This is a genomic window from Actinopolyspora sabaoui (assembly GCF_051225635.1).
In the GTDB taxonomy this organism is placed as follows: Bacteria; Actinomycetota; Actinomycetes; order Mycobacteriales; family Pseudonocardiaceae; genus Actinopolyspora.
Genome location: NZ_JBMIHH010000007.1, coordinates 312,706 through 326,359 on the forward strand (window position 1 = coordinate 312,706; position 13,654 = coordinate 326,359).

At 65.9% G+C, this 13,654-nt stretch carries 13 protein-coding genes; 5 read left to right on the forward strand and 8 right to left on the reverse strand.

The window, feature by feature from the left end; all coding sequences use genetic code 11:
* Window positions 1–30 precede the first annotated feature (30 nt).
* From trxA to ACOQFL_RS15950, 4 genes are all read left to right on the forward strand, one after another.
* Entirely contained in the window at window positions 31–357 is a 327-nt protein-coding gene (gene trxA, locus ACOQFL_RS15935) for a thioredoxin (protein WP_435544953.1), read from the forward strand.
* Between the two features lie 287 nt (window positions 358–644).
* Window positions 645–1,796, forward strand: coding sequence for an N-acetylmuramoyl-L-alanine amidase (locus ACOQFL_RS15940; RefSeq protein ID WP_435544954.1), 1,152 nt, complete (start codon window positions 645–647; stop codon window positions 1,794–1,796).
* A 398-nt stretch (window positions 1,797–2,194) separates the two neighbouring features.
* On the forward strand, window positions 2,195–3,478 hold the full coding sequence (locus tag ACOQFL_RS15945) for an aminotransferase-like domain-containing protein (protein ID WP_435544977.1): 1,284 nt from the start codon (window positions 2,195–2,197) through the stop codon (window positions 3,476–3,478).
* A gap of 192 nt (window positions 3,479–3,670) precedes the next feature.
* Window positions 3,671–4,621: a D-alanine--D-alanine ligase family protein gene (locus tag ACOQFL_RS15950; protein ID WP_435544955.1), complete on the forward strand. Its 951-nt coding sequence runs from the start codon at window positions 3,671–3,673 to the stop codon at window positions 4,619–4,621.
* 609 nt (window positions 4,622–5,230) lie between these two features.
* Here ACOQFL_RS15950 and ACOQFL_RS15955 read toward each other — a convergent pair.
* The 8 genes from ACOQFL_RS15955 to rpmH form a co-directional block, all read right to left on the reverse strand.
* Window positions 5,231–6,220 carry a ParB/RepB/Spo0J family partition protein gene (locus tag ACOQFL_RS15955; protein WP_435544956.1) on the reverse strand — a complete coding sequence of 330 codons (990 nt, stop codon included), beginning with the start codon at window positions 6,218–6,220 and terminating at the stop codon, window positions 5,231–5,233.
* The gene (locus ACOQFL_RS15960; protein WP_435544957.1) at window positions 6,217–7,152 is read right to left on the reverse strand and encodes a ParA family protein; all 936 of its coding nucleotides are present in this window, start codon (window positions 7,150–7,152) and stop codon (window positions 6,217–6,219) included. The genes ACOQFL_RS15955 and ACOQFL_RS15960 overlap by 4 nt, the downstream gene beginning before the upstream one ends.
* Before the next feature lie 68 nt (window positions 7,153–7,220).
* Window positions 7,221–7,928, reverse strand: a complete 708-nt coding sequence (gene rsmG, locus ACOQFL_RS15965) for a 16S rRNA (guanine(527)-N(7))-methyltransferase RsmG (RefSeq protein ID WP_435544978.1) — start codon at window positions 7,926–7,928, stop codon at window positions 7,221–7,223.
* Between the two features lie 447 nt (window positions 7,929–8,375).
* Window positions 8,376–8,942: a Jag family protein gene (locus ACOQFL_RS15970; protein ID WP_435544958.1), complete on the reverse strand. Its 567-nt coding sequence runs from the start codon at window positions 8,940–8,942 to the stop codon at window positions 8,376–8,378.
* Between the two features lie 32 nt (window positions 8,943–8,974).
* Window positions 8,975–9,922: a membrane protein insertase YidC gene (yidC, locus tag ACOQFL_RS15975; RefSeq protein WP_435544959.1), complete on the reverse strand. Its 948-nt coding sequence runs from the start codon at window positions 9,920–9,922 to the stop codon at window positions 8,975–8,977.
* A gap of 6 nt (window positions 9,923–9,928) precedes the next feature.
* Window positions 9,929–10,252, reverse strand: a complete 324-nt coding sequence (yidD, locus tag ACOQFL_RS15980) for a membrane protein insertion efficiency factor YidD (RefSeq protein WP_435544960.1) — start codon at window positions 10,250–10,252, stop codon at window positions 9,929–9,931.
* On the reverse strand, window positions 10,252–10,749 hold the full coding sequence (rnpA, locus tag ACOQFL_RS15985) for a ribonuclease P protein component (protein ID WP_435544961.1): 498 nt from the start codon (window positions 10,747–10,749) through the stop codon (window positions 10,252–10,254). The genes yidD and rnpA overlap by 1 nt, the downstream gene beginning before the upstream one ends.
* Window positions 10,750–10,761: 12 nt before the next feature.
* Window positions 10,762–10,905 carry a 50S ribosomal protein L34 gene (rpmH, locus tag ACOQFL_RS15990; RefSeq protein WP_092627947.1) on the reverse strand — a complete coding sequence of 48 codons (144 nt, stop codon included), beginning with the start codon at window positions 10,903–10,905 and terminating at the stop codon, window positions 10,762–10,764.
* Window positions 10,906–11,471: 566 nt separating this feature from the next.
* Here rpmH and dnaA point away from each other — a divergent pair.
* Entirely contained in the window at window positions 11,472–13,361 is a 1,890-nt protein-coding gene (gene dnaA / locus ACOQFL_RS15995) for a chromosomal replication initiator protein DnaA (protein WP_435544962.1), read from the forward strand.
* The last annotated feature ends 293 nt before the right edge of the window (window positions 13,362–13,654 follow it).

Sequence of the window (13,654 nt, forward strand, 5' to 3'; positions counted from 1 at the left end):
ACCGACCAGAGCACCGAACAAGGAGCGAACATGGCAGCCAAGCCGGTTACCGTCGATTCGGAGTCGTTCAAGAACGACGTCCTCAACAGCGACAAGCCCGTCCTGGTGGACTTCTGGGCCACCTGGTGCGGCCCCTGCAAGATGGTGGCCCCGGTGCTGGAGGAGATCGCCTCCGAGCACGAGGACAAGATCACCATCGCCAAGCTGGACATCGACCAGAACCCCAGCGTCGCCCGTGACTACCAGGTGATGTCGATTCCCACCCTGCTGCTGTTCTCCAACGGGGAACCGGTCAAGCAGATCGTCGGTGCCAAGCCGAAGGACCAGTTGCTCTCGGACATCTCCGACTATCTGTGACAGGTGACCACACCTCGCCCAGCCGGGCGGCCACGCCCGCGTGGCACCTCGACGAGATCCCACCGTCCCGAGGGACGGTGGGATCTCGTGTTCGAACGGTCAACGAGCTGGGCCGACCAGGCTAGCGGAACGTGCCGAAGCGGCGACGGTGCGGCCCATAACCCACGCTCTACAGCGACAAGGCACAATACTTCGCAGCGGACCGCATCGGAATAAATTGATACTTGGGGGTAATGACACGTCGTTAGCACCGGCCGAGGTCGGTGCCTGAATCGAGCGAGGAGTGCATGCAGCTGCTCCACCGCGGTGACGTCGGCCCGGCCGTAACCGAGATCCATGGCGTTCTCGTTACGCTGGGGCTCTTACCACCACCGAACGGCCATGTGGGACCGGCCACCTACGACGAGTCGGTGGAACACGCGGTACGCGCCTTTCAACAGCAACGAGGTCTGATAACCGACGGTGTCGTCGGACCGGCCACCTACCGAGCGCTCACCGACGCCAAGTGGCGGCTGGGCGATCGTTCGCTCGCCTACTTCGTGTCCCGTCCCATCAGTGGTGACGACGTGTTCGCCCTGCAGGAGAGGCTACTCGAACTGGGCTACGACGCGGGCCGCCCGGACGGGATCTTCGGCAGGCAGACCGAGCACGCGCTGCAGAACTTCCAGCGCGAGTACGCGCTGAACTCGGACGGTATCTGTGGGCCCGCGACCCTGCGTTCGCTGCGACAGCTGACCCCGAAGGTTCGCGGCGGACGTCCCGTCTACCTGCGCGAGCAGGAGAAGGTGCGGCGAGCGGGACCGCGCCTGCGCGGCAAACGCATCGTCATCGATCCCGGCCACGGCGGAAACGACCGGGGAGCGGTGATCAACGGTGTCGCCGAGGCCGATCTGGCCTGGGACTTCGCCCGCAGGCTCGAGGGCCGCATGGTCGCCACCGGCATGGAGGCGCTGATCTCCCGAGGCCCCAACTCGTGTCCCGCCGAGGCCGACCGGGCCTCGTTCGCCAACGAGGCGGGCGCCGACCTGTTCCTGTCGTTGCATGTGGACGCCAATCGCTCATCACAGGCGCAGGGAGTCGCCACCTTCCACTTCGGCACCGGCAACGGCACCACATCGAACGTGGGGGAGGCGCTCGCCGGTTTCCTGCAGCGCGAAGTGGTGGCACGCACCGACATGCTGGACTGCCGCAGCCACCCGAAGAGTTGGGAAGTCCTGCGCTGGACGAAGATGCCCGCCGTGCGCATCGAAGCCGGGTACCTGAGCAACCCGGAGGACCGGGCACGGCTGTTGGACCCCGGCTTCCGCGACGTGGTGGCCGAGGCGGTGCTCGTCGCCGTCAAGCGGCTCTACCTGCTGGGCGAGGACGACCGGCCCACCGGATCGTTCACCTTCGACGATCTGCTGCGCTACGAACTCACCCGTGCCGAGGGCGCCTGAACACGCGTCGATCGGGGATGTTTCCGAGAGCGGTTCTCGCACGGCACGAGGAGTGTTCTCGGAAATCACCTCCGCGGTGGGACATTCGCGGCCCGCGACGGCGCGTCTCGGCCCGCCCGGTCAAGCACTCCGTGGAACCAATCGAACTCCTTCAACTAGTGATTTTGCTCACTGTTGGCCAGGATGGAACGAGGCGGACGTTACACAACCGCGAACGTCACACGATGAACCGGTTAGAATCGCCGGATCAAATCCGGTCCCGCTTCCCCCGTGACCGGTGCCGATCACACGGCGCACCACCGACCCTGGAGCGCGGAATGTCCGATCATTCGAACCAGCCGAACGAGCAACCCGAGCCGGAGAAAACCGGCACGCCGGCTCCCGCGGCGGGAGCGGCGATGGGCAACCTCGACACTCACTCCGCACGGTATGCCGAGCGCACAGCGGGGATGACGGCATCGGAGATCAGGGCACTCTTCGCGGTGGCCAGCAGGCCGGAAGTGGTATCGCTGGCCGGTGGCATGCCCAACCTCGCGGCGCTTCCGCTGGATTCGCTGTCCGAGGAAGTGGCACGGCTGATCGCCGAACAGGGCCAGTCGGCACTGCAGTACGGCTCCGCGCACGGCGTTCCGGAGTTGCGCGAGCAGATCTGCGAGATCATGGCACTCGAGGGCATATCGGGCCAGCCGGACGACGTCATGGTCACCGTGGGCTCGCAGATGGCGCTGGACCTGGTCACCAGGATCTTCTGCGACCCGGGCGATGTGGTGCTGGCCGAGGGCCCCTCCTACGTCGGCGCCATGGGCGCGTTCTCCACCTACCAGGCCGATGTGGTGCACGTGGCGATGGACGAGCACGGGCTGCAGCCGGACGCGCTGCGCAGTGCCATCGAGGAGCTCCACGGGCAGGGTAGGACCATCAAGTTCCTCTACACCATCCCGAACTTCCACAACCCGGCGGGCGTCACGCTGGCGGAGCAGCGACGTCCGGAGATCCTGGAGATCTGTTCCCGTCACGGCATCATGGTGCTGGAGGACAACCCCTACGGACTGCTCGGTTTCGAGGGACAAACCTACTCGTCGCTGCGTTCGCTGGACCCCGACAACGTGGTCTACCTGGGATCGTTCTCCAAGACCTTCGCATCCGGCCTCCGGGTCGGCTGGGTTCTGGCACCGCACGCCGTCCGGGAGAAACTCGTACTCGCCGCGGAATCGGCGACACTGTGCCCGCCGACACTGAACCAGATGATCGTCTCGCGCTACCTGAGCACGCACGACTGGCTGGGGCAGATCAAGAGCTTCCGGGAACAGTACCGGGAACGCCGCGACGCCATGCTCAGCGCGTTGGAACAGCACATGCCCGCGGGGTGTGACTGGACCCGTCCCGACGGCGGTTTCTTCGTGTGGTTCACCGCCCCGGAAGGCGTGGACACCAAGGCGATGCTGCCCCGCGCGGTCACCCAGCGGGTGGCCTACGCCTCCGGAACCGGTTTCTACCGGGACGGGCTGGGAACCAGGCAGATGCGGCTGTCGTTCTGCTATCCCACCCCGGAGCGGATTCACGAGGGTGTTCGCAGGCTGGCCAACACACTCAACGAGGAACTGGACCTGCTGCGAACCTTCGGCTCCGGTGGGGGACGCGAACTCTCCGGACCGCAGACCCCCTCACCGGACACCGCCTGATCCTCGGTGATCCCGCACGGCGTTCCCGGTTCGGGACCGTCCCGTTCGCGGCAAGCGCTCCGAGTCAGCCCGGGCGGCCCTACCGGCCGATTGCCGAACCGCATAACGTCGTCCGGGTAGGTTTTTCGTACTGGTCCGGTAAGTCCGTCACGCTCGGCCGGGTGTGACGGACTTCGTCATGCAGGAGTCCACTTGAGCGAGCGCTGGGTTGCCGTACTTTCCGGAGGACTGTCGCACGAGCGCGACGTCTCGCTGCGTTCCGGACGCAGACTGTCCGCCGCACTTCGCTCCACCGGGCTCACCGTGACCGAGCTGGACGCCGACCACGAGTTGCTCAACCGGCTGAGCGTCGAACGGCCGGAGGCGGTGCTGGTCGCGTTACACGGCGGGGAAGGGGAGAACGGCGCGATCCAGTCCATCCTGGAACTGCTCGACATTCCCTATGTGGGCACCGATCCGCGGGCCTGCCGCCGGGCCTGGGACAAGCCGACAGCCAAGGCCGAACTCGCCAGGGCCGGTCTGCCCACTCCCGAGTGGATGGTGCTGCCGCAGTCCACCTTCCGCGAGCTCGGTGCTCATCCGGTGTTGGACGCCCTGGTGGACAAGCTCGGTCTTCCGCTGATGCTCAAACCGGTTCAGGGCGGTTCCGCCCTGGGCGCACGAGTGGTGCGGGAGTCCTCGGAGCTGCCCTCCGCGATGATGGGAGCCTTCTCCTACGGCGACACGGTCCTGGTCGAGAAGCTGGTGGAGGGCACCGAACTCGCGATCGGAGTGCTGGAGGGCCCGGCGGGGCCACAGGCGCTGCCCGCCGTACGAATCGAACCGTCGCAGGGGATCTTCGACTACACGGCGCGTTACACGGCGGGGTTGACGAGCTATCAGGCTCCCGCCGAGCTCTCGGAGGACGTGGCTCGACGAGCGGCCGAACTGGCCGTTTCCGCGCATCGTCTGTTGGGACTGCGCGACATCTCGCGTACGGACGCGATCGTGGACGAGTCCGGCGAGGTCCACTTCCTCGAAGTGAACGTTTCGCCCGGCCTGACCGCGACCTCGCTGATGCCGATGGGGATCGAGGCTGCCGGACGTGGCCTCGGGGACGTCTTCGACGGACTGATCGAACGGGCCATCCAAGGACGAAGCTAGCGCGTCGACCTCGCCGCGTTTCACGTGAAACGCGGGCACTGGTTCCGGCCACGAGAGCTAGGACGGTCATCCCAGCCCAGCAGGTAAAGCCGACCGCCCGAAACCGAACGTCACCGTGACGGAACCATGTCGGCCCCGAGGGGCCTTTGATTCCACCCATGGTTGGAGCGCGCCGGGGCAGTGGCCGCACTGCCCCGCTGTGCGGTGCCTTCGCCCCGCAGTGGAAACCACCACGACGAACCCATGCGGCTCCGGTGGCGTAAATTTCCCACGAAATTCACGCCGCTCCGATACGGCGTAGGCCGAACTCCCACCACTCACGCAGGCGGCACTGCCGCGGGGTCTCCCGTGCGGCTCTCGCGAGGACGCCGGAGACGTTGTGTAGGTCGCTACCCGATGTCGGGGCACCCGTAACTGGTCCGAACCGGCACCGGCCCGGTATCGCAACCATGAGAAGCGCAGCGTCGTGTCCCCGGTGCGTGAGTCGGATGCATTGCAAGGCCGGGCCGCTCGCCGCGTAGGTCGCTACTCAAGAGCCGGCCCAACGCGGCAAGGCGCCGACTCACGTGCCGGCTACCCGACCCCGCTGACAAGTGCTGATGTGAACACTCAGTCCCCCAACAGAAGTTCGGTGAGCCTGCGTAGATCGTCGGAGGAACCAAACTCCACAACAATGCGCCCCTTCCGCTGCCCGGACTCGACCTTCACCTTGGTGTCCAGCCAATCGGCGAGGCGTTCCTGCACTTCCTCGGCTCCCGCGAGCTCCATCTTGGGACGTTGCTTGGACTTCGGCCTCTCCGGCTGTTCCCGCTTCTTGAGCGTCACCTGCTCCTCGGCGGCACGTACCGAGAGTCCTTCCGCCACGATGCGATTGGCGATCTCCTCCTGCTCCTGCGCGTCGTCCAGACTAAGCAGTGCCCTGGCGTGCCCGGCTGCGAGCACTCCGGCGGCGACTCGACGTTGCACGGGCAACGGCAGGCGAAGCAGGCGAATCATGTTGGTGATCACGGGCCTGCTGCGCCCGATACGATCGGCCAGTTCGTCGTGGGTTACCTCGAACTCCTCCAGCAACTGCTGATACGCGGAAGCCTCCTCCAGTGGGTTGAGCTGCACCCGGTGGATGTTCTCCAGCAACGCGTCCCGCAGCAACGCGTCGTCCTTGGTCTGCCGAACGATCGCGGGAAGCGTGGCCAGTTCGGCCTGTTGCGCCGCTCGCCAACGGCGCTCTCCCATGATCAGTTCGTACTGCTCGCCACCATCGAGCTCACGCACCACGATCGGCTGCATGAGGCCGAACTCCTTGATGGAGTGTTCCAGCTCGGCGAGTGCGTCCTCGTCGAAAACCTGACGCGGCTGCCGTGGGTTGGGAACTATCGCCGAGATCTCGACCTCGCGGTAGACGGCTCCGGCGACGCCATCGCTTGTTTCACGTGAAACAAGCGGTTCCACAGCGGAGTCGCCGGACGGGGGAGCTGGCTCAGTTCCACCCGAAACCGTCACCGTGTCGAAATTATCCCCTTCCCGTGGTGCCTCCGATTCCGGAGCACTCGGAATGAGTGCGGCCAGTCCGCGCCCCAAACCACCACGACGCTCGGTCATGACGTCTTCCTCTCCGTACCGCGCTCGGCGATCTCACGAGCAGCATCCAAATAACTCATGGAACCCCGCGATCCGGGGTCGTAACTCAGCACGGTTTGCCCGAAGCCTGGAGCTTCGGAAATCTTGACGCTACGAGGGATGACGGTTCGCAGTGCCCGCTCACCGAAGTAATTACGAACTTCCTCGGTAACCTGTTCGGCCAGCTTCGTGCGTCCGTCGTACATGGTCAGCAACACGGTGGAGACGTTGAGACCGGGGTTGAGGTACGACTGCACCAGCTCGATATTGTTGATCAGTTGCCCCAATCCCTCCAGTGCGTAGTACTCACACTGGATCGGAATCACCACTTCGTGCGCCCCCACTAGCGCGTTCACCGTGAGCAGTCCCAACGAGGGTGGGCAGTCGATGAAGACGTAGTCGTAGTCCAACTCGTCGAGTACCGCCGGTCGCAGCGCCTCCCGCAGGCGCGCCTCACGAGCGACCATCGTGACGAGCTCGACTTCCGCGCCTGCCAGATCGATGGTGGCGGGCACACAGCTGAGGTTCTCCGACTGCGTACTGGTGGCGGCGGCATCGGCGACACCGATCTCGCCGAGCAGGAGTTGGTAGACCGAGGGCACCCCGGCCTGGTGGTCGACTCCGAGCGCGGTACTGGCGTTGCCCTGCGGATCGAGATCTATGACCAGAACCCGCAGCCCCTGCACGGCCAGCGCGGTGGCCAGGTTGACCGTGCTGGTCGTCTTTCCCACGCCGCCCTTCTGGTTGGCGACGGTCATGATTCGACGTTGATCGGGTTTGGGCAGCCGAGTCGATTCCGGCGCGGGAGAGGAGGTGCTCCGTTTCGCCTCCTCCACGAGTGGGGTCCAGGCGGTCCAATCGGACCCCGATTCCTCCGCCTGCGCTCCCTCGCCCGCCACGGCGGGGAAACGCATCCCGCCCATGGAACGACCCTTTGTTTCACGTGAAACACCATCGGTCTGGTTCGATTCCGGGGTCACCGTCACCGTTCCTTTCTGTTTCGCCGATTGTCCGGCCGACGCGTCCCCGCCCCACGAGCTCGTTTTCCGGAGCCGGCGGCACGCGACGGAGCCGCATCCGAACGCCGCACCACGACGACATTGGCCGGAGTCTCCAGCACATCCGCTCCGCAATGGCGCACCTCGGCCGACACGCCACCACGACGTGCTATCGCCGCACGATCACGCTCCAACTCCTCGGACGCACTGGCACCTTTCTGCGCGAGTAACCAGCCGCCTGGGCGTAGCAGCGGCAGACACCATTCGGCGAGCCGCTCCAACGAACTCACTGCCCGAGCGACCACGAAGTCCTGATCGTGCAGCCGGGCACGTATCGGCTTTTCCTCCGCTCGTCCCCGCACCACCGTCACGGGCAGTTCCAGATCATCCGACAGTTCCTCCAGCCACGCGACCCGACGCGCCATCGGTTCCAGCAATGTGACGGTCAGATCGGGACGAGCGATCGCGAGCGGTATACCGGGCAGACCCGCCCCGGAGCCGACATCGACCACCGTGGCTTCACGTGGCAACAACTCTCGCAGCACTGCCGAGTTGTAGATGTGGCGTTCCCAGAGCCGGTCTCCCTCTCTAGGACCGATCAAGCCACGTCGCACGCCATCCGTCAAGAGGCGTTCCGCGAACTCGCTCGCCAACGACGCCCGATCACCGAAAATCATCCGCTCCGGTGACATTCCCTCGACCCCTCGCACAGCTTCACCCGCATCATTCTCGGCCGGGAACCGCCCGGCCGGACTCTCGTCGTCCAACAACCCGCCTCTTCGCTGCCCCGGCTTCGATCCCGTTCATCATAGAGTTGTTTCACGTGAAACATCCCCCGAAGGCCGCCTTCACCGCAGCCACCCCGCGGAAAACGAATATTTCTCACTCGACACGGGTCGCACCCGAACGAGCACGTCGCACACCTCGGCCAGCGGACCGGGTTCACCCTTATATCACCCCGCGAGCGAGGCCGCCGCGGTGTTTCACGTGAAACGCGCCGTGGGAGCACGCAACCGCGCGGCAGCGCCCCACGGCGAAACACGGAACGCCGCCGAACACAATGCTGCCCCTGTGACGCGGTGTCACAGGGGCAGCATGACAACGAACCGTTCCGGCCGGAACGACCACACGCCGAGGAATCACCCGGCCCGGTAAACGACCACACGCCTGCTGGGCGGTTCTCCCTCGCCCTCGCTACTGACTCCCGACACGGCGGCGACCGCGTCGTGCACCACCTTGCGCTCGAACGGACTCATCGGGCGCAGCCGCTGGGTCTTACCCGTACTCGCGACCTTCTCTGCCGTTCGACGGCCGAGGTCACTGAGCTCGTCGCGCCGGTTCGCGCGCCAACCGGCGATGTCGAGCATCAGCCTGCTACGCACCCCGGTTTCCTGCTGCACGGCCAGTCGGGTGAGTTCCTGCACGGCTTCGAGCACCTCGCCCTGCGAACCCACGAGCTTTTCGAGGTCCTTGCCGCCTTCCACACTCACCACGGCACGCCCCGACTCCACATCCAGATCGATGTCGCCGTCGTAGTCGAGCAGGTCCAACAGCCGTTCCAGGTAGTCACCGGCGATATCGCCTTCGCGCACCAGATCGGCTTCGCTTCTGGCCGTCGATCCACTGTCCCGATCAGTGGCCTGTTCGGAACCACTGACTGCCACGGACTGCTCGTCCTGGCCAGCCTCCTGCACGGTATCGGACACTGGGTGTCTCCTCTCTGGAGGTGCGTACGGATTCACCGGTGCTCGTCCGGCTTACCCGTGTCGCTGGAACGGTCTTCCGGTATTCCGGGCAATTCGGCTCGCTCGTCGTCTTCCGGTCGGGCGTGGGACTCCACACGCTCGCCTGTCGAGGAATCGATCACCGCGGGCGCCGCGTCCGGCGTCTGCTGCCGCTGTGCTTCTTCCTCGTCGATACGTCGAAACACGATACGCTGCTGCCCGAGGGTCCAGAAGTTGTTCGCCAACCAGTACAGCAGGATCGCCAACGGCAGGAACGGGCCGGCTATCACGGCGAAAGCCGGAAAGAGCCACAGCATGATCCGATTCATCATCGCCTGCTGGTTCGGAGCGGCCGCGGGGGTGCGTTCGCCACGCTGTCTGGCTATCGAATGCCTGGTGGTGAAATGCGTAGCGATCCCCGCCGCGATCATCAACGGCACTCCGACCAGCAGCATCGAGGCCCGATCGGTTCCGAAAGTGCGCAGTGCCTCGGCAGGAGCCGTGAGCGTACCGGAAAGACTCGCCCCGAACAGGTGGGCGTCGAGGAAGGACCGCACTCCCTCCGCGCCGAAGAAGTAGTTGCTCTCCTCGTTCGGCTGGAAACCGTTGAGCACCCGGAACAACCCGATGAAGACCGGAATCTGCACGATCATGGGCAGACAGCCACCGAGCGGATTGAACCCCTGCTCGGACTGCAGCTTGCGCATCTCGGCGGTGAGACGCTGCGGATCGTCGGGGTGGTCCCGCTGCAACTGCTGTATCCGCGGCGCGACTTCCTGCATCTTGCGCATGGAGCGGACCTGGTGCACGAAGGGCTTGTACAGCAGGGCCCGCAACGTGAACACCAGGAACATCACGGACAGTGCCCAGGCGAAACCACTGTCCGGCCCGAGCAGCGCCCCGAACACGGCATGCCACAACCACAGGATGAACGAGACCGGGTAATTGATGAAGTCCAGCACTTCGGGCTACTCCTCGCCGGTGGAAGGATCTGTGGCGCGAGGCGCGTCACGGGGCGGCGGAACCGGATCTATCCCGCCCGGGTGCCATGGACCACAACGCAACAGTCGCCGCAGCGTCAGCCAACTGCCCCCGAGAGCTCCGTGAACCCGCAGCGCCTCCACGGCATAGGCACTACAACTCGGATAGAACCGGCAGGTGGGCGGAAGTATCGGTGATACGACTTTGCGGTACACGTGGATCGGCAACGAGAGCAGCCAGGCGAGCGGTCCCGGGCGAGTTACGGGAGCCGTTGCCGAGTCATCGGACGAACCGGGATCTTGCTCTGCCATTACGCGGGATCCGTGGTGGAGTGGGCACCACCGTCCGGGTGATCACCCGGCACCGGCAGGCCCAGCTTGCGAGCGGCCCTGTCCAGGTCCCGGCCGAGTTCCGCACTGGTGGCCGCTGCCGCTGGTGGCAGCGCTCGTACCACCACCATTGTGCCCGAGGGCAACGCCGGAATACGGTCACGCATCAGATGGCGCAGCTGTCGCGACACCCTGTGCCGCACCACCGCGTTGCCGACGGCCTTACTCACGACGAAACCCACCCTGGGTTGCTCCCGCTTTTCCAGGGTGGGCGGACTGTCGAATGTTCCGCGCTTGTTCTCGTCGTCGGGTTCAGCGACGGCATCGGTGGCAACCCGGGACCTCACGGCCGGTTCGGCATCCACCGTCCCGCACGTCAGTGCGTGCAGCACGAGACGTGGCCTGCCCGCTCGACGTCCACGACGTACGACCCGGGTGAAATCCTGGCTGCGCCTGAGCCGCGCTGCCGCTGGAAGCACGGCCCGGCCCGATCAGGCGGTCAGACGCTTACGGCCCCTGCGGCGCCGGGCGGTCACGATGGCGCGGCCGGCCCTGGTGTGCATCCGCTGCCGGAAACCATGCGTCCTGGCCCGTTTGCGGTTGTTCGGCTGGTAGGTGCGCTTGCCCTTGCTCACGGTCGGCTCTCCCGGTTACTACAGGCCAACCATGCGCCTTACAAGGCACAAGATGGCCGCTGTGGCTCGGTCAAGTGTCCCCGCGCTGGAAAGCGGAAGCGGCTTTGGAACTTCATCCGCGGCAGGCGCACGCACTCCTGTCGTACGCGCACGATCCCGTGCGGACGAACCGGGCTGCGTGTCGGATCGAGTTTCGCGACCGACACGACAACCGAACGCCCGCATTACAGCGGGAGACTCAACGAGGGTACTTACTCGAACGCCGAGTCGAGCAGCCGGGGTGCCGGTCAACGGCGGGACGGGCACCGCGACCAGGGTAGCGCCGGAGGTTTCCGAAGCCGATCAAGGCCGTCCCGAAAAGCGGGTGGAGCGCCGCGGACGCCCCCGACAGTCACGGGCCGCCGGCTCTGTCGTACCTTCGGCAGAGCTGTGGACAACTCTGTGGATACCTTGTTTCCACCTTGTCGTGCACAGGTGATTCGACCCGGAACCGGCCGAGCGGAACTCACGAGCCCGCCACCGGGGCATCCGGAGTCCCACGGCAACGAGGGGAGGGGAGCTCAGCGGTGTCGGACCACCAAGCCGATCTCGGTAGGGTCTGGGACGAGGTGGTGCACGAGCTGTCCTCGGGAACGCTCTCACCCCAACAACGCGCGTGGATGCGCGTGACGCGTCCCATCGGACTGCTGGACGGGACCGCCCTGCTGGCGGCCCCCAGCGACTTCGCGAAAGAGGCCATCGAGCGCGCCCTGCGGGATCCGATAACCGACGCGCTCTCGCGCAGGCTCGGCAGAGAGATCTCGCTGGCCGTGAAAGTGGACACCGCCGTGCCCGCCCCCACCCGCCCCGTCACCCCGCAGTCCATGGGCGAGGAGGACGGCGAGGACGCCCCCGGGGCGATCGACGTCGAGCCGGAACCCGAACCGGAACCCGTCGAAGAGGGCCGGTGGCAGTTCGGCCAGGTCGAATTGCCCTACGAGACCGGTTACGGCACCGGTCCGGGAAACGGGCCGGTGGGCTACATCCCCACGGACGAGGCGCAGGGATGGCACGGCAGGCCGAGCGAGCACCGGCAACGCCCTCACACCACGCACGAGACCGAGGACTACGGCAACACCGCGCACACGGGTTCGATCAGCGGGGCACTGCCTCCGGCCCCACCGGAACAGCACCGCCCCGGAAACACCGGCTCGGACTACTCGTGGCAAGGCATGACCCCCCTGCCGTTCGGCCCCCAGTACCGGGCAGGCGAACAGCACGCCGACGGCGAGAACGACTCCGAGCCGGAGGAGGACGAGGAAGGGGAGGCCCTGCGGGCGGCCAACGAGATCTGGCCGACCTTCGGCGGGGACAACAAACCGGAACAACAGCAGGGACAGCCCTACACGGCGCCGAAGAACGGTCCCCCGACCTCCCAGACCCGGTTGAACGCGAAGTACACCTTCGACACCTTCGTGATCGGCTCCTCCAACAGGTTCGCGCACGCGGCCGCAGTCGCCGGGGCGGAAGCCCCCGCACGCGCCTACAACCCACTGTTCATCTGGGGAGAGTCCGGGCTGGGCAAAACCCACCTGCTGCACGCTGTCGGCCACTACACCCAGCGGCTCTTCCCGGGGATGCGGGTGCGCTACGTCTCCACCGAGGAATTCACCAACGACTTCATCAACTCGCTGCGGGACGACCGGCAGGTCGCCTTCCAACGGCGCTACCGGGATGTGGACGTGCTGCTGGTGGACGACGTGCAGTTCCTGGAGGGCAAGGAAGGCACCCAGGAGGAGTTCTTCCACACCTTCAACACGCTGCACAACTCGAACAAGCAGATCGTGGTTTCCTCCGACCGCCCGCCGAAGAGCCTGCACACGCTGGAGGACCGGCTACGCACCCGGTTCGAGTGGGGCCTGATCACAGACATCCAGCCCCCCGAGCTGGAAACCCGCATCGCGATCCTGCGGAAGAAGGCGGCACAGGACCGGTTGGCCGCCCCCGCGGAAGTGCTGGAGTTCATCGCGGCACGCATCGAGCGCAACATACGGGAGTTGGAGGGCGCGCTGATCCGGGTGACCGCGTTCGCATCGCTGAACCAACAGCCGGTGGACGTGCAGCTCGCCGAGATCGTGCTGCGCGATCTGATTCCGGACGACGCCCAACCCCCGGAGATCAGCACGCAGACCATCATGTCCATGACCGCCGAGTTCTTCGGCGTGACGGTGGACGACCTGTGCGGTCCGGGCAAGACCAAGGCGCTCGCCCAGGCGAGGCAGATCGCCATGTACCTGTGCCGCGAACTCACCGACTCCTCGCTGCCCAAGATCGGCCAGAGTTTCGGCGGGCGGGATCACACGACGGTGATGCACGCCGACAAGAAGATCCGCAAGGCGATGGCCGAACGGCGCCGGGTCTACGACCACGTGCAGGAACTCACCGCCCGGATCAAGCAGCAGGCCTCGTTCCTCTAGCGGGACTTCGTCGGCCCGGTTTGCGTGGCGGTGCTGGTGGCGGAACCTCTCGCACGGCTCTCGCTCCGGGAGGCCCGACATCGAGTAGCCACACGCACCAGGGACACGCACACTGCTTACCCGCATGGCCGCGTCCCGAGGGCGGTCCCCGGATCGTCAATTTCGCGCTTGGTTTCAAGGGGTGGGTGCAACACCTTTGGAATGATGTTGGTGGAGGTGTTGCGGGTGTTCTCGGTGGTGGAGCGGCATGCCGATCGGGTGTGGCGGTTGTGGCAGGAGCAGGGGTGTGGTCA

Bases quoted from the DNA above. Each gene is read 5' to 3' on its own strand.
- ACOQFL_RS15945 (WP_435544977.1), top strand. From the start codon at position 2,195: ATGGGCAACCTCGACACTCACTCCGCACGGTATGCCGAGCGCACAGCG.
- rsmG (WP_435544978.1), bottom strand. From the start codon at position 7,928: ATGTCACCGGAGCGGATGATTTTCGGTGATCGGGCGTCGTTGGCGAGC.
- ACOQFL_RS15960 (WP_435544957.1), bottom strand. From the start codon at position 7,152: ATGCGTTTCCCCGCCGTGGCGGGCGAGGGAGCGCAGGCGGAGGAATCG.
- yidD (WP_435544960.1), bottom strand. From the start codon at position 10,252: ATGGCAGAGCAAGATCCCGGTTCGTCCGATGACTCGGCAACGGCTCCC.
- ACOQFL_RS15955 (WP_435544956.1), bottom strand. From the start codon at position 6,220: ATGACCGAGCGTCGTGGTGGTTTGGGGCGCGGACTGGCCGCACTCATT.
- trxA (WP_435544953.1), top strand. From the start codon at position 31: ATGGCAGCCAAGCCGGTTACCGTCGATTCGGAGTCGTTCAAGAACGAC.
- ACOQFL_RS15940 (WP_435544954.1), top strand. From the start codon at position 645: ATGCAGCTGCTCCACCGCGGTGACGTCGGCCCGGCCGTAACCGAGATC.